At 68.9% G+C, this 20888-nt stretch carries 17 protein-coding genes; 8 read left to right on the plus strand and 9 right to left on the minus strand.

The genetic code is table 11. The features are described 5' to 3' along the window. From K2Z83_RS13880 to K2Z83_RS13900, 5 genes are all read left to right on the plus strand, one after another. On the plus strand, window positions 1-1884 hold a 1884-nt coding region (locus K2Z83_RS13880), incomplete at its 5' end, for an anti-sigma factor (protein ID WP_220595781.1). 289 nt (window positions 1885-2173) lie between these two features. After that, window positions 2174-2890: an SDR family NAD(P)-dependent oxidoreductase gene (locus K2Z83_RS13885; RefSeq protein WP_220595782.1), complete on the plus strand. Its 717-nt coding sequence runs from the start codon at window positions 2174-2176 to the stop codon at window positions 2888-2890. Window positions 2891-2954: 64 nt separating this feature from the next. Next, complete coding sequence (locus K2Z83_RS13890; RefSeq protein WP_220595783.1) at window positions 2955-3629, plus strand: molybdenum cofactor biosynthesis protein MoaE; 675 nt, start codon at window positions 2955-2957, stop codon at window positions 3627-3629. Window positions 3630-3690: 61 nt separating this feature from the next. Further along, on the plus strand, window positions 3691-4527 hold the full coding sequence (gene mutM / locus K2Z83_RS13895) for a bifunctional DNA-formamidopyrimidine glycosylase/DNA-(apurinic or apyrimidinic site) lyase (RefSeq protein WP_220595784.1): 837 nt from the start codon (window positions 3691-3693) through the stop codon (window positions 4525-4527). Window positions 4528-4585: 58 nt separating this feature from the next. After that, window positions 4586-5260, plus strand: a complete 675-nt coding sequence (locus K2Z83_RS13900) for a response regulator (RefSeq protein WP_220595785.1) — start codon at window positions 4586-4588, stop codon at window positions 5258-5260. A gap of 57 nt (window positions 5261-5317) precedes the next feature. Here the strand turns inward: K2Z83_RS13900 and K2Z83_RS13905 are convergent, their stop codons facing one another. Continuing rightward, on the minus strand, window positions 5318-5899 hold the full coding sequence (locus tag K2Z83_RS13905; protein WP_220595786.1) for an HD family hydrolase: 582 nt from the start codon (window positions 5897-5899) through the stop codon (window positions 5318-5320). Between the two features lie 348 nt (window positions 5900-6247). On the opposite strand from K2Z83_RS13905, the gene K2Z83_RS13910 reads away from it, so the two are divergent. Further along, window positions 6248-7303 (plus strand): sensor histidine kinase, encoded by a 1056-nt coding sequence (locus tag K2Z83_RS13910; protein WP_220595787.1) that lies wholly within the window; start codon window positions 6248-6250, stop codon window positions 7301-7303. A gap of 198 nt (window positions 7304-7501) precedes the next feature. Here K2Z83_RS13910 and K2Z83_RS13915 read toward each other — a convergent pair whose 3' ends face one another. The 4 genes from K2Z83_RS13915 to K2Z83_RS13930 form a co-directional block, all read right to left on the minus strand. Continuing rightward, the gene (locus K2Z83_RS13915) at window positions 7502-9715 is read right to left on the minus strand and encodes a Tex family protein (RefSeq protein ID WP_220595788.1); all 2214 of its coding nucleotides are present in this window, start codon (window positions 9713-9715) and stop codon (window positions 7502-7504) included. Window positions 9716-9798: 83 nt separating this feature from the next. Then, window positions 9799-11301 carry a glycosyltransferase family 39 protein gene (locus K2Z83_RS13920; protein ID WP_220595789.1) on the minus strand — a complete coding sequence of 501 codons (1503 nt, stop codon included), beginning with the start codon at window positions 11299-11301 and terminating at the stop codon, window positions 9799-9801. Between the two features lie 268 nt (window positions 11302-11569). Further along, on the minus strand, window positions 11570-12838 hold the full coding sequence (locus K2Z83_RS13925; RefSeq protein ID WP_220595790.1) for a glycosyltransferase family 39 protein: 1269 nt from the start codon (window positions 12836-12838) through the stop codon (window positions 11570-11572). Then, window positions 12835-13041, minus strand: coding sequence for a hypothetical protein (locus tag K2Z83_RS13930; RefSeq protein ID WP_220595791.1), 207 nt, complete (start codon window positions 13039-13041; stop codon window positions 12835-12837). The genes K2Z83_RS13925 and K2Z83_RS13930 overlap by 4 nt, the downstream gene beginning before the upstream one ends. A gap of 108 nt (window positions 13042-13149) precedes the next feature. Between K2Z83_RS13930 and K2Z83_RS13935 the strand changes: the two genes are divergently transcribed. Then, the gene (locus K2Z83_RS13935; protein WP_220595792.1) at window positions 13150-14304 is read left to right on the plus strand and encodes a glycosyltransferase family 1 protein; all 1155 of its coding nucleotides are present in this window, start codon (window positions 13150-13152) and stop codon (window positions 14302-14304) included. Between the two features lie 119 nt (window positions 14305-14423). On the opposite strand, the gene K2Z83_RS13940 is transcribed toward K2Z83_RS13935, so the two are convergent. The 4 genes from K2Z83_RS13940 to K2Z83_RS13955 form a co-directional block, all read right to left on the minus strand. Continuing rightward, the gene (locus tag K2Z83_RS13940; RefSeq protein ID WP_220595793.1) at window positions 14424-15203 is read right to left on the minus strand and encodes a succinate dehydrogenase/fumarate reductase iron-sulfur subunit; all 780 of its coding nucleotides are present in this window, start codon (window positions 15201-15203) and stop codon (window positions 14424-14426) included. Between the two features lie 90 nt (window positions 15204-15293). After that, window positions 15294-17273: a fumarate reductase/succinate dehydrogenase flavoprotein subunit gene (locus K2Z83_RS13945; RefSeq protein WP_220595794.1), complete on the minus strand. Its 1980-nt coding sequence runs from the start codon at window positions 17271-17273 to the stop codon at window positions 15294-15296. A gap of 84 nt (window positions 17274-17357) precedes the next feature. Continuing rightward, window positions 17358-18080 (minus strand): succinate dehydrogenase cytochrome b subunit, encoded by a 723-nt coding sequence (locus K2Z83_RS13950; protein ID WP_220595795.1) that lies wholly within the window; start codon window positions 18078-18080, stop codon window positions 17358-17360. Between the two features lie 398 nt (window positions 18081-18478). Beyond that, window positions 18479-20095 (minus strand): ATP-binding protein, encoded by a 1617-nt coding sequence (locus K2Z83_RS13955; protein ID WP_220595796.1) that lies wholly within the window; start codon window positions 20093-20095, stop codon window positions 18479-18481. A 344-nt stretch (window positions 20096-20439) separates the two neighbouring features. Here K2Z83_RS13955 and K2Z83_RS13960 point away from each other — a divergent pair, with 344 nt between their 5' ends. After that, complete coding sequence (locus K2Z83_RS13960) at window positions 20440-20796, plus strand: hypothetical protein (protein WP_220595797.1); 357 nt, start codon at window positions 20440-20442, stop codon at window positions 20794-20796. The last annotated feature ends 92 nt before the right edge of the window (window positions 20797-20888 follow it).

Below are 20888 nucleotides of genomic sequence, written 5' to 3' on the forward strand. Positions count from 1 at the left end.
GCCCGCGCCCAGGAGGCGAGGCAGGCGGGCCGGCAGCGCGGCGCCGCCCGCCCGGCCGCCGACCTGCCGCCGATCTACCGCAGCCTCTTCAGCCTGCCGCTCGGCCAGCGCCTCGCCGTCGGCCTGCACCTCATCCAGGGCTACGATGTCGCCCGCCTGGCCCGCATCACCGCCGCCGAGGAGCCCTCCGCCCGCGCCGACCTGATCGCCGCCATGCGCGCCGTCGCCCCCGCCGCCGGGATCTCGCTCACCGACCGCACCAGCGGCGACCACTGCCTGGCCGTGCGCGACGCCCTGGTCGACCCGGCCGGACGCCTGCGCCACGCCCCGGCCATCCGCGGCCACCTGGCCGGCTGCTCCCACTGCCGCGCCTTTGACCTAGCCTGGGGCGACCTGAGCCAGGCCGTCGAGACGGCCCTGCGCGCCGCCCTGCGCGACCGCAGCCTGCCCGCGCCGCTGGAGGCCCGCCTGCTGGCCATGGCCCGCCCGGCCCGCCGCCTCGGCCCCCGGCTGCGCTTTGTGCTGCCGCCCCTGGCCGTCCTGCTGATCGTCGCCGCCCTGGTGCTCCCCGGCATCACCCGACAGCCTGTCACCATCGTGAACCGCGAGGACGCCGCGCCGGCCGACCCCCAGGCCCTGATCAGCCGCGCCCTCGACATCCACGCCCGCCCGCCCGATGGCCCCAGCCCGATCTGGCACGCCCGCTACCAGACCTTCTGGTACTTCGACAACACTACGGTGGCCCCGCTGCGCGCCGACATCTGGCTCGACCGCAGCAACCCGGCCCGCCACCGCCTCCAGATCGCCCACGCCGACGGCGGCGCGCCCTACGAGCTGCAGCTCGGCAACGGCACCGACCGGCTCTACTACGCCCTCGACGCCCTCTACGCCCGCTCGCTCTACGGCAGCCTGCCCGTCAGCGCCACCCAGGATCAGCCCGCCCTGATCAGCGAGATCGCCGAGGCCCCCGCCCAGTCTCGCGCACTCGCCGACCGCATCACCTATGGGGTCTGGGACATCCCGCCCTTCTACCTGCGCCAGGCCCAGGCCGCCGAGGACCTGCGTGTGCTCGGGCGGCAGCGCGACGGCGACCGCACCGTGCAGATCCTCAGCTTCTCTGGGGTCAGCCCGATGGGCCGCCCCGCCGACGCCCCCGGCGCCACGGCCGAGCGCGTCACCGTGCTGCTGGCCCTCGACCTCGCCGACGGCCGCCTGCGCAGCGCCACCGAGCTGGCCGGCCCCGCCGGCGGCACGCAGACCAGCCGCGTCACCTGGCGGCTGATCGTAGAGGAGAGCTTCGGCGGCGCCGCCGCCGCCGGCTCGCCCTTCGACATCGGCCAGGCCTGGAACGGGATCGGCGAGTTCCCCGACGCCCGCCTCTACCGCAGCGCCGACCCGGCCGTGCCGCTGATCAGCGCCGCCAGCCTGGGCGACCCGGCCCAGCTCCTGGCGGCTCAGCAGCCCGCGATCTGGCTGCCCGCGACGCCGCCGGCCGGCGTCGACCGCGCCCTGCTGATCTGGCCCTCGTCCGTCGCCCGCGGCCAGAGCGCGCCCCAGACCCTCGTCTACCTCGGCCCCGACCGCCGGCTCATCCTGCGCTTTAACACCGCCAGCCGGATCGACACCGCCGAGGATCTAACCCTCGACCTCTGGCTGGCCCGGCTGGAGCCGGGCCGCGCCCGCAGCTACCGGGCGATCCTCCAGCGCCTCGCCCCCGCCGGCTCCCTCGACCCCGGCGATCTGAGCGCCCGCATGCTGATCGACGCCTACGGCTTCTCGCGCGCCGAGCTGGTCGCGGTGATCGAGTCGCTGCGGCCCCTGGACGCGGAGACCCTGGCCGCCCAGGGCGCGCTCTTTGTTCTCGCCGCCGCCGAGGGGCAGTAGAGCAGATGCAGGGCTGTTGCAATGTCCTGAGCGACTCACGGCTGGCGACGGGAAGTCGCGCCGGCGGGGCGCGTTGCGCCGGGCGTCGGCCTGCGCCGACGCCGGAGCCGCCAGCGACAGTGCAGCAGCCCTGATCACAGACGCCCCCCCGCGCGTAGCGACCCCGAAAAGTTGGTACAATAGCCTCCTGGAGCATATTGCCTATTGCCCTTGGCAGAGAGCGCCGTAGGCGCTTCCAATCTGCAATCTGCAATCTGCAATCTGCAATCACACGAGCCAGAGAGGCAGCATGGACTTTCAGAGCAAGGTGGCGATTGTCACCGGGGGCGCGCAGGGGATCGGGCGCGCCGTGTCGCTGGCCCTCGCCCGCGACGGCGCCGCCGTCGTCATCGCCGATGTGGATGGGCTGGCGGCGCGGGCGCTCGCGGAAGGGATCGGCTTATGGGGCGGCCGGGCTATGGCTGTCGTCGCCGATGTGTCGAGCGAGGCCGACGCCGCCCGCATCGCCGCCGAGACGGTGTCGGCCCTCGGGGGGGTCGATATCCTGGTGAACTGCGCCAGCAGCGAGGTCCCCGGCACCGTCGAGAGCACCCCGCTGGACGCGTGGGCAGCCATGCTGTCCGTCAACCTCACCGGCGTCTACCTGATGTCGCGCTTTGTGCTGCCCGAGATGCGCCGACACGGCGGCGGGGTAATCGTCAACGTCGCCGCGATCCACGGCCTGCTCGCCGAGCCGGGCTGGTCGGCCTACGCGGCCGGCAAGGGCGGCGTGATCGCGCTCAGCCGGGGCATGGCCCTCGACTACGCCGCCGAGGGCATCCGGGTCAACTGCGTCTGCCCTGGTTCGGTCGAGCACCCGCTGCGCCCCGTCGCCCGGCAGCCCCTCGGCCGCCCCGGCACCCCCGAGGAGGTCGCCGACATGGTGCTCTTCCTCGCCGGCCCGCGGGCCAGCTTCATCACCGGCGGCGTCTACACCGTAGACGGCGGCCTCAGCGCCGGGTTCTAAAAAGGGATAGGTTCAGGGAGGGCATAGCCCTCCCTGAACCTATCCTCTTTCCAAAGGGTTTGCGATGATCACCATCCACATCAGGTTCTTCGCCGGGCACCGCGACATCGTCGGGCGCTCGGCACAGGATATGCAAATAGAGGCTGGCGCCACCCTGGGCCAGGTCTGGGAGCGGCTGACGGCAGAGCACCCCCGGCTCGCCGGCTACACCGGCCGCCTGCTCTACGCTATCAACCAGGAGTTCGCCGGCCCCGGCAGCCCCCTGGCCGACGGCGACGAGGTCGCCTTCATCCCGCCGGTCAGCGGCGGCGCGCCCGAGGGCGATGGGGACTTCGCGCCATTCCTGATCAGCGCCGCGCCGCTCGACCCGGCGCCGCTCGCGGCCTATGTGCAGACCCCCGATGACGGCGCGGTCGTCAGCTTCGCCGGGGTGGCCCGCAACAACTTTGGCGGCCGGGCCACCGCCCGCCTGAGCTACGAGGCCTACGCCGAGATGGCCGCCCCCGTCCTCGCCCAGCTCGCCGACGAGGCCCGCGAGCGCTGGACGATCGGCCGGGTCGCCGTCCACCACCGCGTCGGCCGCCTGGAGATCGGCGAGACCGCCGTGCTGGTGGTGGTGGCCGCGCCCCACCGCCAGGCCGCCTTCGCCGCCGCCGCCTATATCATGGACCGGATCAAAGAGGTCGCCCCGATCTGGAAGAAAGAGCACTGGGCCGATGGGGATGCCGAATGGAGGTAGAGGCGCAGCAGCGGATGGGCGCTCCGCGCCCATCCGCTGCTGCGCCCCTACGGAGACGTGTATGCCTGAGCTACCCGAGGTAGAGACCGTCGCGCGATCCCTGGCGCCCCAGGTGGTGGGCCGGCGGATCGCGGCGATCGAGAAGCTGGACTGGGAGCGCATGGTCGAGACGCCCGACCTGCCCGACTTCCGCGCCCTGATCGTCGGGCGCGAGGTGCTGGCCGTCGGGCGGCGGGCCAAGTGGCTCCTGGCCACCCTCGACGCCGGGTGGACGCTGGCCGTCCACCTGCGCATGTCGGGCAACCTGATCGTGCGCGGCCCCGAGGGTGCGCCCGACGCCCACACGCACCTGGTGCTGGCCCTGGACGACGGCCGGAGGATCTTCTTCGAGGACCAGCGCAAGTTCGGCCGGGTGCGCCTGCTCGGGCCGGATGGCCTGGCCCTGCTGGACGCCGCCCACGGCCCCGAGCCCCTGGGCGACACATTTAGCGCCGAGCACCTCGGCCGCATCCTGGCCGGCCGCCGCACCAAGCTCAAGCCCCTGCTGCTCGACCAGGCCGCCATCGCCGGGATCGGCAACATCTACGCCAGCGAGGCCCTGTGGATGGCCCGGCTGCACCCGCTCATCCCCGCCGGAGACACGCCGCCCGAGCGGGTGCCCGCCCTGCACGCCGCCATCCGCCAGGTGCTCGAGGAGGCCATCGCCAACCAGGGCAGCTCGCTGCGCAACTACCGCAACAGCTACGGCGAGCGCGGCCAGAACCAGGATCACTTCCGGGTCTACGATCGGGAGGGCCAGCCGTGCGAGCGCTGCGGCGAGCCGATCACACGCGTCGTCATCGCCCAGCGCAGCACCTTCTACTGCCCGTCATGCCAGCGCCTGCCCTCCGACGGGTAGACGGCTGCCGTCGTCGGCCAGCTTGAACGATGAGGCATATCAGGGGAGCAGTACCAGTATGTCGGAGCAGCTTCTTCTGATTGAGGATGACGTCGTCTTACAGATCCTGCTCAGCGCGATGCTGCGCCGAGATGGCTACACGCTGCTGATGGCGCGCAGCGTGGCCGAGGCGCGCGCCCAGCTTGAGCAGGAGCGCCCGATCGTCGTGCTGCTCGACCTGGGCCTGCCCGACGGGAGCGGCTTCGATGTGCTCCAGCAGCTGAGCCAGTCTCCCTCCAGCCCCCTGGTGATCGTCACGACGGCCAGCGACACGATCGCCACCGCGGTCAAGGCCCTGCGCCTGGGCGCCTTCGACTACCTCACCAAGCCGATCAACAACGACCTGCTGCGCAACGCGATCCGCCGGGCCGCCGAGCACTACCGGCTGCGCCAGTCGGCCCGTGAGATCGAGCTGCTGCGCGCCCACGAGGAGGCCATGCGCGCCACCGCCCGCGCCGCCGCCCACCATATCAGCCAGCATCTCACCGTGATCATGGGCGAGACCCAGCTGCTCCAGGAGGAGCTGTCCGACCCCGAGGTGCGCGCCAGCCTGGAGCGCATCCTGCGCGCCACCGAGCATGCCGCCCAGACCCTGGTGGACCTGCGGTCGGCCCGCCACTTTGTGATCAAGGAGTACCAGGCCATCGACCCCATCCTCGACCTGGACGCCGCCGCAGACCGGGAGGAGATGTAGTGTTGAGTGTTGAGTGTTGAGTGTTGAGTGCTGGCACTCAACACTCAACACTCAACACTACCGGCTCACCGCCCCCATCAGCTTCTCCCGCTCGGCGTAGAGCCGGTCGGCCAGGGCGCGCACCAGAGGAAACTCGCTGAGCTTATCGCCCGCATCCTCCCAGAACTCGCCAAGCGCGCGGCTGCCGGCCTGCTCGTAGGCCAGGGCCTGGGCCAGCATCTCCAGATGGTCCAGCGCCTTCACCAGGCGCGCCTCCCGCGACCCGCCCGCGCAGTACTCGTCCCAGAGCGCAAGGTACTCGTCGAGCTGGGGCATCTCGGCGAACATCTCGACCATCGCGCGCCGCTCGGCGGCGCGCTTGGCCTCGGCGCCGAAGAGCCGCCGCGCCGAGGCCGGCAGGTCGCCGATCAGCGCCTCGGCGATGTCGTGGAGCAGCGCGATCGCCAGCAGCCGGCCGCGGTCGATCCCCGGCAGCTGGTCGCCGACGAGCATCGCCAGGGTCGCGACGGCGAAGGTGTGCTCGGCGATGCTCTCAACATCGCGCATGCCGCGCTGGAGCCAGCCCGTGCGCGGCAGCAGCTTGAGGCTCATGATCCGGCTCTGAAGATCATAGAGAGCCAATACGCGCTGATCGTCCATGCTGTCCCCTTCCGCTCGGTATCTGGCAGAGACGAAAAAACAGCCTGCGCATGCGCAGGCTGTGTACGAAGTGTGGTAGTAGTCGCCTGGGTTGGCATTATCCCATCGAACTGGCGCAGAGTCAATACGCCGATCCTCAGCTACCAGGTTGCTGTTGGCCTCCCTTTCTGCTAAACTGTAGCCAGCCCCCAACTGTCAGTGGCGCTTTGCCGTCCCCAGTTCATCAGCTCCGAGCCTGCGAAGAGGCGCGCCGTGAAGCTATCATTCGATAAGTGGCGCATCCGCTGGAATGACGACACCGCGTACTCTGGGTATCGTTGGTTTGCCTGTCTGCTCGCTGCCATATCAATGATTTTTTTCGGCAGCGCTGGATCGCCCACGCTCCACGATGTGATCATCCTTCTGCTGGTGGCGCTGATCACGCTGGTGCTGACGGCGATCACCTCCAGCTATGTGCGGCTGGCCCGACGCAGGCCATGGGTGATGCTGGTCGATGTCCTGGCGAGCCTGGGGGTGGTCTGGCTGAGCGGGGGCGGCGCGCTGCCATATCTGCCCTACGCCCTGGGCTCGCTGGTGCTTCTCGCGCTCCAGGATGACTGGGTCGAGGCGCTTGTCGTCGGCCTGGCGTTCACCTTCCTCGACATTGGCGGCCTCCTGGTGCTGAACATGCTGTCCGGCGGCGATGTCAGCGGCGCGCACCTGGCCCTGCGGGCGGTCGCGCCCCTCGGGTTTATCGGTGTCTGGGCGCTGCTTGGCCGCCTCCCTGGGCGCGTCGAGCGCACCGGCACGCTGGCTGATCTCTGGCAGAATCTCGCGGGATCGCGGCCGCCATCCACCGAGGCCAGCGGCGATCCGGCGCTGCGGGCGAGCGCCTTCGCAGACCTGCGCCGCGATGTGACGGTGCGGACGGGCGAGCTTGGCCCCCAGCAGCGCTCGTCGTCGCAGATGCTGCCCGCCCCGCGCTCCGAGTCGGCCCGTCACGCGATCTACGACCCGGCCCCGGGCGAGAGCCTCTCATTCCCCGCGGCGGTCGATCTGATGGCGCTGAACCTCGGGAGCCACGGCAGCGCGGAGATGCGCCTGATCACCCTGGGCGTCGTGCGCCCGCTCACCGGCGCCCAGCACAGCGTGCTCCTGCGCGCCGCCCACGAGGCGCTGCTGAACATCCACCAGCACTCCCACGCGAGCAGCGCCCTGATCACGATCTCCTTTGAGCCGCAGGCCGTCACGCTCACCGTGCAGGACGATGGCGTCGGCCTGCTCGACGGCACCTATGAGCGGCCCGGCATGCACGCCCTGCGGGCCGTGCGCTATCGCCTGGCCGAGCTCGAAGGGCAGCTCGCCGTCTTCGAGAGCGATAGCGGCGGCGTCACGCTGCGGGCCACGCTGCCGCTCGATGCGTAGACAGGGCGACGACACCATGCGGTGAGCGCCCCCCGGCTGGCGACTGAAGTCGCAGCGCGGGGGCCTGCGGCCGACCGCCCGCCGTCGCGGGCGGTTCCGGCGTCGGCGCAGGCCGACGCCCGGCGCGCAGCGCCGCTCCGGCACGACTTCAGTCGCCAGCCGGGGGGCGCTCAGGACGTTGCACATGCCCTGCCGCAGCTACTTCCGCATGCTCAGGGCGATCCGGCCGCGGGCCGCATCCACGCTCAGCACCCGCACGTCCACCTGGTCGCCCACCTGTACCACATCGAGCGGGTTTTTGACAAAGTGCCCGGACAGCTCCGAGACGTGGACCAGGCCGTCCTGCTTGACGCCGATGTCCACGAAGGCGCCGAAGTCCACCACATTGCGCACGGTGCCCTTGAGCCACATGCCGGGGGCCAGGTCCTCCAGCTTGAGCACATCGGCGCGCAGCAGGGGCGGCGGCAGCTCCTCGCGCGGGTCGCGGCCGGGCCGGGCCATGTACTCGATGATATCGGCCAGGGTCAGCTCGCCCGCCCCCGTCAGCTCGGCCAGGTCGGCGAGGCTGGCCTCGCCGGCGCGGATGGCCGCGCGGATGCGCGCCGCCACCTCGGGCAGCGGGCTGCCGCCATCGCCGTCGAACAGGTCGAGCAGCTTGCGGGCGGCCGGGTAGCTCTCGGGGTGGATGGCGGTGCGGTCGAGCGGCTCGGGCGCGTCGGGGATGCGCAGGAAGCCGGCCGCCTGCTCGAAGGCCTTCGGGCCGAGGCCCTTCACCTTCAGCAGCTCCTTGCGGGCGCGGAAGGGGCCGTTGCCATCGCGGTGGGCCACCACCGCCTTGGCCACCTTGGTGTTCAGCCCGGCCACGTAGGTCAGCAGCGGCGCCGAGGCGGTGTTCAGATCCACGCCGACATAGTTCACCGCGCTCTCCACCACATCGCCCAGGCGCGCGGCCAGCGCCTTCTGATCTACATCGTGCTGGTAGAGCCCCACGCCCAGCGCCTTCGGGTCGATCTTCACCAGCTCGGCCAGCGGGTCCTGCAGGCGGCGGGCGATCGAGATATTCCCGCGCTCGGTGGCGTCCAGGTCGGGGAACTCCTCGCGGGCCACCGGCGAGGCCGAGTAGACCGAGGCCCCGGCCTCGCTGACGATGGTGTACTGTAAGGATGAAGGATAAAGGATGAAGGATGAATCCGCGCGCTCAGATGCCCGGCCTTCATCCTTCATCCTTCCGCCTTCATCCTTCATGCGAATCACCTCAGCCACCAGCGCCTCGGTCTCGCGGCTGGCGGTGCCGTTGCCGATGGCGATCACCTGGACGCCGCGGCGCTGGCAGAGCGTGCGCAGGGTCTCCTTGGCCCGGTCGGCCTGGTGCAGGTAGATCAGCGCGCCCTCGACGTACTTGCCGGTCGCATCGACGACGGCCAGCTTGCAGCCGGTGCGGAAGCCCGGGTCCACGCCCATCACCACCCGGCCGCGCAGGGGCGGCTGGAGCAGCAGGCCGCGCAAGTTGGCGGCGAAGATCACCAGGGCGTGCTGCTCGGCGGCGGCCGTCAGCTCGGCGCGCAGGTCGCGCTCGATGGCCGGGGCCAGCAGGCGCTTGAAGCCGTCGGCCACGGCGGCGCGCACCTCGCCGTCCGCCCAGCTCTGGCCGGGGGCGTAGCGCCGCTGGAGCGAGCCGATGAAGGCCTCCTGGCTCGACTCGATGTCGAGCGAGAGCACGCCCTCGCGCTCGCCGCGGTTGATCGCCAGGACGCGGTAGGGCGGCAGGGCCTTGAGCGGCTGGCTGAACTCGTAGTAGGCCTGGTAGGTGCCCTTCTCGTCGGCGGCGCCCTCCTTGCGGGCCACGCGCAGGTTGGCCGTGCGGCGCACCGCCTCGCGCACGGCCTGGCGCACGCTGGCCGTCTCGGCCACCGTCTCGGCCACGATGTCGCGGGCGCCGGCCAGGGCCGCCGCCGTGTCGGGCACATGCTCGCCCAGGAAGGGCGCGCAGACCTCGTCGGGGCCGCCGCCGGCCCGGCGGGCCAGCAGCAGCTCGGCCAGCGGCTGCAGCCCCAGCTCGCGGGCGGCCTGGGCGCGCGTGCGCCGCTTCGGCCGGAAGGGCAGGTAGATATCCTCGATCGTCTGGAGCGTCTCGGCGCCGGCGAGCGCCTGATCCAGCTCGGGCGTCAGGTGGCCGCCCTGCTCCAGGGCCGCCCGCACCTCGGCCCGCCGGGCCTCCAGGCCGCGCAGATACGCCAGGCGCTCGGCCAGCTGGCGTATCTGCTCCTCATCGAGGCCGCCGGTGGCCTCCTTGCGGTAGCGGGTGATGAAGGGCACCGTGTTGCCGTCGTCCAGCAGGGCGGCGGTGCGCTCTATCTGTGATACGCCCAGCCCTAGCTCGCGGGCGATTCGTGGGAGGATGCTGTCGCTCATGATTGCTGCTCGTCTGAAACAAAAACACGCAGGAGGATTATACTCGCTCTGCGTGCCGCGTGGGCCGCCCGGCGGGCCGCCGATCAGGGCGGCGTCACCTCGTAGAGGAATAGCTCCAGCTTGCCTTCCTGCCAGTGGCCGATCTGGCGGTAAGGCAGCCGCACCGGCGGCACCTGGTGGTGCAGCTGGTCGTAGAACACCCACACCCGGCGGTGGCCCGCGATCGCTGCCAGAGCCTCGGGCAGGGTCCACGTCTGCCGAAGCGCGTGGCCCTGGCTGTAGTAGAAGTCGTCATAGTGATGGGCGCCGGCCATCGGCAGCTCTGGGCCGCTGTAGTAGTACTCGAAGATGCGCTGGTCCCAGGGCGGGTAGAAGATCACCAAGTCGTCTGCCGGGTCGGCCTCGGCGGCCACCCGATCGCTCAGCCGGCCCCACGCGCCCATCGGGTCGGAGGGCTCCGCGGCGACACGCACGAGCAGCCCCCCGCCCACCAGCAGGGCCAGCAGCGTCCAGGCCAGCCAGGGCCGGCGCCCGCGCAGGGCGGCGAACCCGACTCCGGCGGCGATAGCGGAGCCGGGCAGGATCACGATCATATAGCGCGTCGCCACGACATGGAGCATCACGACCATCAGCATCAGCGTGGCGGCGGGCAGAGCCAGCGCGCGCAGGGCGATCCCGCCCGCCGCCCGCCGGCCCAGCGCGGCGGCGAGCATCAGCGTGAAGCCCGCCGCCGCCGCCGCCAGCCAGACGACGAGCCAGGCGCCCGGCCGCACGTTGCCCATCAGCGAGCCGAAGGCCATAAAGTAATAGTCGCGCGGGCCGCCGCTCCAGTTGGCGGTCACCGCTGGCGCGACGAGCATCTGGTAGCGCAGCGAGGGCAGCCAGGGGAGCGCACATGCCGCGATGATCAGATGGACGAGCGCCCACCCGGCCAGGCGGCCCCGGCGGGTGGACGGCGCGCGCAGGAGCGAGAGCGAGATCAGCCAGTGCGCCGCCAGCAGCGCCACGCTGAAGTACGAGGTGAGCAGGAGCGCTGCCGCGCTGAGGGCGTAGGTCAGCTGCGCCCGCCGGCTCTCGGGCTGCGCGTAGAGCCGCTCGAACGCCACGACGCATGCCACCGTGAGCAGCACCGTCATGGTATATCCCCGGGCCTCAAGCATATAGCTCTGGAGCAGGGGGGCGGCGGCCATGACGAGGGCGGCCACGGCCGCCTCCTCGGGCTCCAGCCGCCGCCTGACATATTCGGCCATGCCCAGGATGGCCCCCGCGCCATAGAGCATCGATAGCGCGCGGATCGACACCTCGCTGTCGCCAAATACGCGGGACCAGAGCCAGACGCTCACGAAGTAGATGGGCGGGGTCTCCTCGTTCTTCCGCACATCGTCGAGCAGCGCGCCGAGGGTGGGGTGGGAGGTGTAGCTCAGCGTATACGCCTCGTCTGTCCACAGATCGCGGCTGAGCTGTGGGTAGCTCACCAGGGCGAGCATGAGCAGCAGGCCCCAGAGCGGCAGCAGGCGGATGATCGCCGCGCGTGCGGCGCTCGGGTGTGGGGGTATGGGTGGCGGTGCGAGCGTTTTGTGGTGCATGCCTCAATGGTAGCATACGGGTACGACTACCATGGCGGAGGCAAAGTCGCCCTACCCCCAGCCTCTCCCCCTAAGACAAGGTTCCAGAGAGCTTTACAGTTTGGCATAGCGTAAGGCATCCCAATGCGCAAATCCTGCCACCTGCCACCTGCCGCCTGAAACCTTGTGTAACGTGTAGGGTCTTTGTTGCCCACAACGACACCGCGCACGGTGAGGGTGTCCGCTTGGCATAGAAGCGCCCAATTTCCTGCGAACTTGAGAGGTTGCGCTAGGGCACAGGCACCTCGTAGAGCGATAGCTCAAGCCACTCCTTCTGCCAGTGGCCGATCTGTCGATAGGGCAGTGTGAGCGGCTGGCCCTCCCAATGGCGCGAGTTAGCGAAGTACCACACCCGCCGGTAGCCGCCTGTCACTGCCACCGCGCCATCTTGTGTCCAGGTTGTTTTGATGTCGTGGCCCTGAATGTAATAAAAGTCGTCGTAGTGGTGGGCGCCGATCAGGGGCAGCGCCGGCCCGGCATAGTAGTACTCGAAGACGCGCTGATCCCAGGGCGGCATAAAGAGCACCACATCCTCTTCGGTCCGGGCCTGCTCGGCCACAATCGCGGTCAGCTCCGGCCAGAACTGCTCGACCGGCTGCATCTGTCTGAGCCCCCGGCTCAGCAGCATTCCGGCGATCAGCAGGGCCAGCAGGGCGAAGGCCAGACGTGGCAGGCTGCGGCGCAGCTCGCTATAGCCCACCGCGACCGCGACCGCGATCCCCGGCAGCAGCGTGATCGTGTAGCGCGGGTGTATCGCATGGGTCACCACAACCAGTGCCGCCAGGCTCAGCAGCGGCAGCCCGAGGGTGCGCAGGCTCAGCAGGCGGCCCTGGGCGGCTGGGGTGGCGGGCAGGCGTAGCCCGACGGCGGCCAGCACCCAGCCGATGGTCGCCGGGATGCCCCAGGCCAGGGTGAGCGGCGCAACCAGCGGGTAGCCGAGCATTGCCGTCCCGGCGAGGGTGCTGATCGTGCTGGGGGTGATCGGGCTATGCTGGGTCATTACATCAGCGGCGCGCAGCTGGTAGAGCAGGCTGGTCAGCCACGGGGCGAGGCATGCGGCGATGATCGCCTGGGCGATCATCCAGCCGATGATGCGCCGCTTCCGCCCCGGCCCGCGCAGCCTGGCGAGCCAGAGCAGCCAGTGGGCGCCGATCATAACCGCCCCGAAGTACGAGGTGAGAAACAATGCGCCCGTGATCGCTCCGTAGATGATGTATGCCGAGCGGCGATCGGGCTGCTCCCAGAGCTGCTCAAACGCCTCGATGCAGATCGCTGTCAGCAGCAGGGTCAGCGTGTAGCCGCGGGCCTCAGCCAGATAGTACTGGAGCAGCGGCGCCAGGAGAAAGACGCTGGTTGCCACAATCGCCTCGGCTGGGGCCAGGCGGCGCCGCACGAGGTTGGCGAACACCGCCGCTGCGAGCGCCCCGCACAGCACTGAGAAGCCGCGGGTCGCCGCTTCGCTGCGACCGAATATGTGCGCCCAGGCCCATGTGCTCACGAAGTAGATCGGCGGGGTCTCCTCGTTCTTCCATACGCCTCGTCAGTCCACAGGTCGCGGCTGAGCTGCGGGTAATTGGTCAGGGCGATCGTGAGCAGCAGCGCCCAGAGCGGCAGCGCATTGTAGATCGCCGCCCATGTGCGGTGTGATATGGGGCCGGGCGGCGTCGTGAGGGTGGGTTCGGTTGCAGCATTGTGGCTCATAGGTCGAATTCTAGCATGTGCGTGTGACAAGCCTGCCCACGCCTTCGGCCAGAAACTTTATGGTACTATTGCGCGGAGTTCGCCGCCGCTGCCGCAGGAGCACGTAACGTGCAGGTGCTGATCAATGGAACCTTCTGGGGCCAGCCGAACGTCGGCAGCGGCCAGTATCTCCACGGGCTGCTGCGCTGGCTCCCCCAGGTCGCCCCACAGCACCGCTATATGTTGCTGCGCCCCGCCGTCGGCGGCCCCGGCCCGGCCCTGCCGCCCGGCGTGTCGTCTGTCATCGTGCGCACGCCCTTCGACAAGGTCAGCAAGAACCTGGCGAAGCTCTGCTTCGAGCAGGTGGCCCTGCCGCGCGCGGCCCGCCGCCTGGCCCGCCACCTCGGCCCGGCGGTGCTGCTTGTGCCCTACTTCGCCCCGCCCCTGCGCTCGGCGGTGCCGGTCGTCACCACCGTGGGCGACATCATCCCGCTGCTGCTGCCCGAGTACCGCGGCGGCCCCCACGTGCGGGCCTACATGCGCCTCGCGCGCCGGGCGGTGCGCGGCAGCGCCCACGTGCTCACCTTCTCCAGCGCCAGCCGCGACGACATCGTCGCCCGGCTGGGCCTGCCGCCCCGCCGCGTCACCTCGGTGCTGCTCGCCGCCGGCGACCAGTACGGCCCCGGCGACCCGGCCGCCGCCCGCGAGGAGGTCGCCCGGCGCTACGGCCTCGACGGGCCGTTCATCTACTACGTGGGCGGCCTCGACGCCCGCAAGAACATACCTGTGCTGCTGCACGCCCTCGCCCTGATGCGCGGGCGCGGCGGCACGGCCAGCCTGGCTATCGCCGGGCGCGCCCTCGGCAAGGACCGGCGGCTCTTCCCCGACCTCGACGCCCTGATCATCGACCTGGAGCTCGGCCATGCCGTGCGCCGGATCGACGTGCCCGCCGAGGACGGCCCGCTGCTCTACCAGGCCTGCGCCGCCTTCGCCTTCCCCTCGCGCTACGAGGGCTTCGGCCTGCCGCCTCTGGAGGCCATGGCCTGCGGCGCCCCGGTCGTCGTCAGCGACGCCAGCAGCCTGCCCGAGGTGGTCGGCCCGGCCGCCCTGCGCGTCCCCCCCGACGATGTCCTCGGCTGGGCCGCCGCGCTCGGCCGCGTCCTCGGCGACGCCCGACTCAGCGCCGACCTGCGCGCCCAGGGGCTGGCCCGCGCCGCCCAGTTCTCCTACCGCCGGGTGGCCGAGGAGACCCTGGCGGTGCTGGAGGCAGCCGCCCGGCTGTAGGGGTTGCACCCCAAACAGGATGCTGCTGCGAGTTGACGGCTTCGCCGTCAACTCGCAGCAGCATAAAAAAGGTGTGGGGGCGCTTCGCGCCCCCACACCCCCAGCGGCGGTGGCCGCCCCTACGTGGCGGGCACCGCCACCACCCCCGTCGGCTCCACGCCCTTCAGCGAGGCCGCGATCAGGTCGCGGTTCATGCGCGCGATCACGTCCAGGCTGATCTCCTTCGGGCAGACCGCCGAGCACTCGCCGATGTTCGTGCAGCTGCCGAAGCCCTCGGCGTCCATCTGCGAGACCATGTTGATCGCCCGCTGCGAGCGCTCGGCCTGGCCCTGCGGCAGGAAGCCCAGGTGCGCGATCTTCGCGCCCGCGAACAGCATCGCCGAGGCGTTCGGGCATGCCGCCACGCAGGCCCCGCAGCCGATGCAGGCCGCCGCGTCCATCGCCAGGTCGGCGAAGTTCTTCGGCACCTGCACCCCGTTCGCGTCCGGCGCCGAGCCGGTCGAGGCGCTGATGAACCCGCCCGACTGGATGATCCGGTCGAAGGCGCTGCGGTTCGTCGCCAGGTCCTTGATGATCGGGAAGGGCTCGGCCCGCCAGGGCTCGATCGTGATCGTGTCGCCGTCCTTGAAGCTGCGCATGTGCAGCTGGCAGGCGGTGACGCCGCGCACCGGGCCGTGGGCCGCGCCGTTGATCATCAGCGAGCACATCCCGCAGATGCCCTCGCGGCAGTCGTGGTCGAAGGCGATCGGGTCCTCGCCCCTGAGGATCAGATCCTCGTTGACTACGTCCAGCATCTCCAGGAACGACATATCCGGGCTCACGTGGGGCGCCTCGTAGGTCTTGAACGCCCCCGGCGCCGCGCCGTTCTTCTGTCGCCAGACATTTAGGGTCAGCTTCATGTCGCTATCGCTCCCAATTGCAGATTGTAGATTGCAGATTGCAGATTGCAGATTGCGGCCAATCTGCAATCTGCAATCTGCAATCTACAATTACTTATAGCTTCGCTGGCTCGGGTGGACGTACTCGAACTCCAGGGGCTCTTTGTTCAGCTGCGGCCTCGCCAGGTCGCCGCTGTAGGCCCACGCCGCCACATACGAGAAGTTCGCGTCGTCGCGCTTGGCCTCGCCGTCCTCGGTCTGGCTCTCCTCGCGGAAGTGGCCGCCGCAGGACTCGGTGCGGTGCAGGGCGTCGATGCACATCAGCTCAGCCAGCTCGAGGAAGTCGGCCACCCGGCCGGCCTTCTCCAGCGACTGGTTCATCTCCTCGTTCTCGCCGAGCACCTTCACATTCTGCCAGAACTCCTCGCGCAGCGCGGGGATGCGGGCCAGCGCCCGGCGCAGGCCGGCGTCGTTACGGCCCATGCCGCACTCGTCCCACACCAGCTTGCCCAGCTCGCGGTGGAACGAGTCCACCGTGCGGGAGCCGTTGATGCTCAGCAGCTTCCGCACCCGGCCGTTCACCTCCGCCTCGGCCATGGCGAACTCGGGCCGGTCGGTGCCCATGCCGTCGGGCTTGATCTGGGCCAGGTAGTTGCCCAGGGTGTAGGGCAGCACAAAGTAGCCGTCGGCCAGCCCCTGCATCAGGGCCGAGGCCCCCAGCCGGTTCGCGCCGTGGTCCGAGAAGTTCGCCTCGCCGCCCACAAACAGGCCGGGGATGGTGCTCTGGAGGTTGTAGTCCACCCACAGGCCGCCCATGGTGTAGTGGATGGCCGGGTAGATCCGCATCGGCACCTCGTAGGGGTCCTCGCCGGTGATCTGCTTGTACATGTCGAACAGGTTGCCGTAGCGCTCGGCGATCACCTTCTTGCCAAGGCGCCCGATCGCGTCCGAGAAGTCCAGGTAGACGCCCAGGCCGCCCGGGCCGACGCCGCGGCCCGCGTCGCAGACCTGCTTGGCGTTGCGCGAGGCCACGTCGCGCGGCACCAGGTTGCCGAAGCTCGGGTAGCGCTCCTCCAGGTAGTACTCGCGCTCCCGCTCGGGGATATCCTTCGGGCTGCGCGTGTCGCCCGCCTTCTTGGGCACCCAGATCCGACCATCGTTGCGCAGCGACTCGCTCATCAGCGTCAGCTTGCTCTGGTGGTCGCCGCTGACCGGGATGCAGGTCGGGTGGATCTGCGTGTAGCAGGGGTTGGCGAAGAAGGCGCCCTTGCGGTGCGCGCGCCATGTGGCCGTGGTGTTACACCCCTTGGCGTTGGTGCTCAGGTAGAAGACGTTGCCATAGCCGCCGGTGGCCAGCACCACCGCGTCGGCCACGTGGCGCTCGACCTTGCCCGTGACCATGTCGCGGGTGATGATCCCGCGCGCCCGGCCATCCACCACCACCAGGTCGAGCATCTCCGTGCGCGGGAACAGCTTCACCGTGCCGGCGGCGGCCTGGCGTGAGAGCGCCTGGTAGGCCCCGAGCAGCAGCTGCTGGCCCGTCTGGCCGCGGGCGTAGAAGGTGCGGCTCACCTGAGCCCCGCCGAAGGAGCGGTTGTCGAGGTAGCCGCCGTACTCGCGGGCGAAGGGCACGCCCTGGGCCACGCACTGGTCGATGATGCTCCCCGAGACCTGGGCCAGCCGGTAGACGTTGCTCTCGCGGGCGCGGAAGTCGCCGCCCTTCACCGTGTCGTAGAACAGGCGGAACACGCTGTCGCCATCGTTGCGGTAGTTCTTCGAGGCGTTGATGCCGCCCTGGGCCGCGATGCTGTGGGCGCGGCGCGGGCTATCCTGGTAGAAGAAGCACTTGACGTTGTAGCCCATCTCGCCCAGGCTCGCCGCGGCCGCCCCGCCGGCCAGCCCCGAGCCCACCACGATCACGGTGTAGCGCCGGCGGTTGGCCGGGTTCACCAGCTTCATCTCGAAGCGGTGCTTGTCCCAGCGCTGCTCGATCGGGCCGCTGGGCGCGTGCGCGTCCAGCCCGCTCACAAACTCAACCTGGCGCACATCGCTGCGCGCCGGGGCGGATTTCTCAGACTTTGTCTCGCTCATAGAAGCTCCACTTCGGTGTCGGGGCGCAGCAGCGCGGCGCTGCTGCGCCCTTACGCCTCATATCTAGCATATCAGGCCGCAGCCCTACAGATGCACGATCCCGCTCATCACCGCGATCGGGAAGAAGATGTTCGGCACGATGATGATCGCCGTCACCAGCCCGGCCACCGCGCGCCAGGTGCCGGTGTACTTCTCGTTGTTCAGCCCCAGGGTCTGGAAGGCGCTCCACACGCCGTGGAACAGGTGCAGCCCCAGGGCAAGCATCGCCAGGATGTAGAAGCCCGACACCAGCGGGTGCATGAAGCCGAGCACCACATTGTTGTAGGCGTTGTAGACCCCGCCCTGCTCGCCGATGTACTGGCCCGCGCCGTAGCCCACCACGCCGAAGGTGAAGTGCAGCAGGTGGAAGATGATAAATAGGAAGATCACCACACCGCCGAAGCGCATCGTGTAGGCCGCGTAGCCCGTGCGGCGCTGCTTCTGGCCGTAGCGCTTAACCTTCGTCACCCCGTGGGCGTAGGCGCTCTTCTGGCTCTGCATCGTCAGCATCGTGGCCGACCAGATATGCCCCACCACCGAGGCCAGCAGCAGCACGCGCATCACCCACAGCAGGTGCTCGTGCCCAAAGACCGGGTGCCCCAGGTCGCGCAGGCCCGCCGCGTAGTCGTTAAATACCTGTGGCCCGTAGAACATCTTCGTGTTGCCGTACATGTGGACGACCAGAAAGCCCACCAGGATCACCCCGGTGACGGCCATGATCACCTTTTTGCCAATCGACGAGCGGTAGAGCGTCAGGACCCCTGTCATCTTCGCTTCCTTCCTTCAAGGCACACGCAAGCGGGGTGTCGCATCGGGGGGCACCCAGCACACCACGCGGGCATGACATCCGTATCGCTTTCTAGAATGAGTCGTGTGTGGCGTTGAGGTGCGTTCGTTACCGGTTAATGTGAACGAATTATATCGTAAAGCGAATCGCTTGTCGAACATGCACAAAAGGTGTGCGCTGCTGCCTGTGTCTACTGTAGCCCGCCCTGACGCGAAGTGAGAGCTTTTACTATTGGTATAAGACCTCTGCGATCTTGAAGCGATAGCAAATCTGTCTGTAACATCACAAGGAACACTGAGGCACTGAGACGCTATCTCAGTGCCTCAGTGCCTCAGTGCCTCAGTGTCTCAGTGTCTCAGTGTCTCAGTGCCTCAGTGCCTCAGAGATCGAGCCGCACCTTCGCGCCAAAGTTCTTCTTATCCTTGCTGGGGAAGTAGGTCAGACATGCCGCGTCGAGCAGGTCGGCGGTGAGCGTGGGCGTCTCCATATTGTACTTGGCGATCGAGAGCATCTGGTCGATGATGTCGCGGGGCTGGCACATGCGGAAGGGCCGGTCGTCGGGCTTGTACCACTTGTTGATCAGGTAGTCGACGCCGCGCTCCTCGTAGGGAATCTTGCGCACCTTGCACATGATCTTCCAGATCTCGCGGTACTGCGCCTCGGTCGGGTCGATGATCTCGAACTTGAACTTGATGCGCCGCAGCAGCGCATCGTCGCCCAGATCCTTCGGGTCCAGGTTGGTGCTAAACATAATCAGCTGGTCGAAGGGGATCTGCATCTTCTGTCCGGTGACGGTGTTCAGGTAATCGTAGCGCTTCTCCAGCGGCACGATCCAGCGGTTGAGCAGGTCGAAGACGCGCACCTGCTGGCGGCCGAAGTCGTCGATCAGGAAGATCCCGCAGTTGGCCTTCATCTGGAAGGGCGCCTCATAGATCTTCGAGGTGGTGTTGTAGATCAGGTTGAGCTGCTCCAGGGTCAGCTCGCCGCCCACCACCACCACCGGCCGGCTGATCCGGATCCAGCGCCGGTCGTACTCGATGTCCTCGGGCAGCTTATTGCGCGGCGGCTCGTGGACGATCGCATCGTACATCTTGATCACCGCGCCGTCAGCGTAGACAGTGTGCGGGATGAAGACATCGTCGCCCATCAGGTGGGTGATCCGCTCGGCGATGGTGGTCTTGCCGTTGCCGGGGTAGCCGAAGAGCATCACCGAGGAGCCGGAGTTCACGGCCGGGCCGACCATGTTCAGGATCGACTCGTCGATCACCAGGCCCTGGAATGCCTCGCGGATGTTCTTGCGCGTCACCTTGACGTTCTTCACCGTCTGGGTCTTAACCGACTCGATCCAGCGGTCGATCGGCACCGGGCAGGGGCCGGCGTACTGGGTCTTGCCGAGGGCGGCCTGGGCCGCCTCCATGCCGCGCGGGGTGAGCACATACTCGTAGTTCACATCGCCGAAGCCGCGCTGCCCGATGATGTCGATATGCTCAAGCTTGCGCAGATCGGTGATGATCGGCTCGACGATGGCGTAGAACAGGGCCATATGCTCGGCCATCTCGCTGCCGGTCACACGGCCCTTGTTGTAGAGGATGCGCAGGAAGTGCTCGGTGACGAAGGTGCGGTTGAGGCCGGTCTCCTCAAGCACATGGGGCACCGGCGGGGTGAAGCTGTTGCGCAGCTGGGGGTGGGCCTCGTCCTCGGTGGGCGGCGGGTCGCCCAGCACCCGCAGGCCGGCCACCTGCTCGCCCCGGCTGCGCGCCTCCTGGATCAGCTGCTCGAGATCTTGTATGTGCATCGTCAGGTGGAGCAGGGCGTCGGTGTCATCGCGCTGCTGCGCCTCCTTCATGCAGGCGTAGACCGCCCTGGCCACGGTGTATTTCACGCCATCGATGTAGAGGTGGTGCAGGTACTCGGTGCCCCGCACGTAGCAGTCGCGTGAGTGCAGATCGCGGGCGAGCATCTCCTCATAGGACTTCTGATCGAGCAGGACGCGCATGCCCTTCCCCTTGCTTTGCTGATCGATGATACCGGCCGGCTGCGCTGGCGGCCGCCGCTCCTCCCAGTATAGTGTCCTCCTGCGGCGTGACCTATAGCGCGATAGTACCGCGCGATCAGTATACCTAGCGCGGCTAGCATGTAGGAGGTGCTGCGTGGGGGCTGTTTAACCTGTGGTATACTTTTATCGGCGAACTATCGTCGCTCTAGCTCGCCCGACACCCTGTACGTGTGACATATCCCCATCTCACCCGACGCCCTCCCCCCGATGATGCCATGCGTCCACGAAGAGCGGCGGCCACTGGCTCCCCACCCAGACATGGCCACTGCACACGGAGGTACGGCATGATCTCGGCATCCACCAACCTCTCCAATCTGGTTCGCGAGGCCGGCTACCAGCTGATCCACATCGATCAGCTGCGCACGAATCGCTGGTTGATCGTGGCCGAGTCCGCCGAGGGGCGCGTGCTTGTCCTGGCGCAGCAGCGCCCGCTGATCAGCGCGTCCGACGTGCAAGATCTCGCCGAGCGGCTGCGCCTCTCGCAAGTGCCCATCGGCTACCTGCTGGCCATGGGCGGCCGCTTCAGCCCCGAGGCCCAGCGCACCGCCGCCGAGCTGCGCCGCCCGCGCATCGTGCTCTGCGGCAAGATCCCCTCCGTAGACCAAGCTGTGGCCGTCGCGCATCTCTTTGAGACGATATAGGCCATGTGGCGGGGATGTGCGCCGGTAATCTGGCCATGCTATGCTGTCGTCCTGTCTCCCTGGCCCGTGCGGCGCTGCGCCGGGGCGTAGGC

Source organism: Oscillochloris sp. ZM17-4 (genome assembly GCF_019599295.1).
GTDB lineage: Bacteria > Chloroflexota > Chloroflexia > Chloroflexales > Chloroflexaceae > Oscillochloris.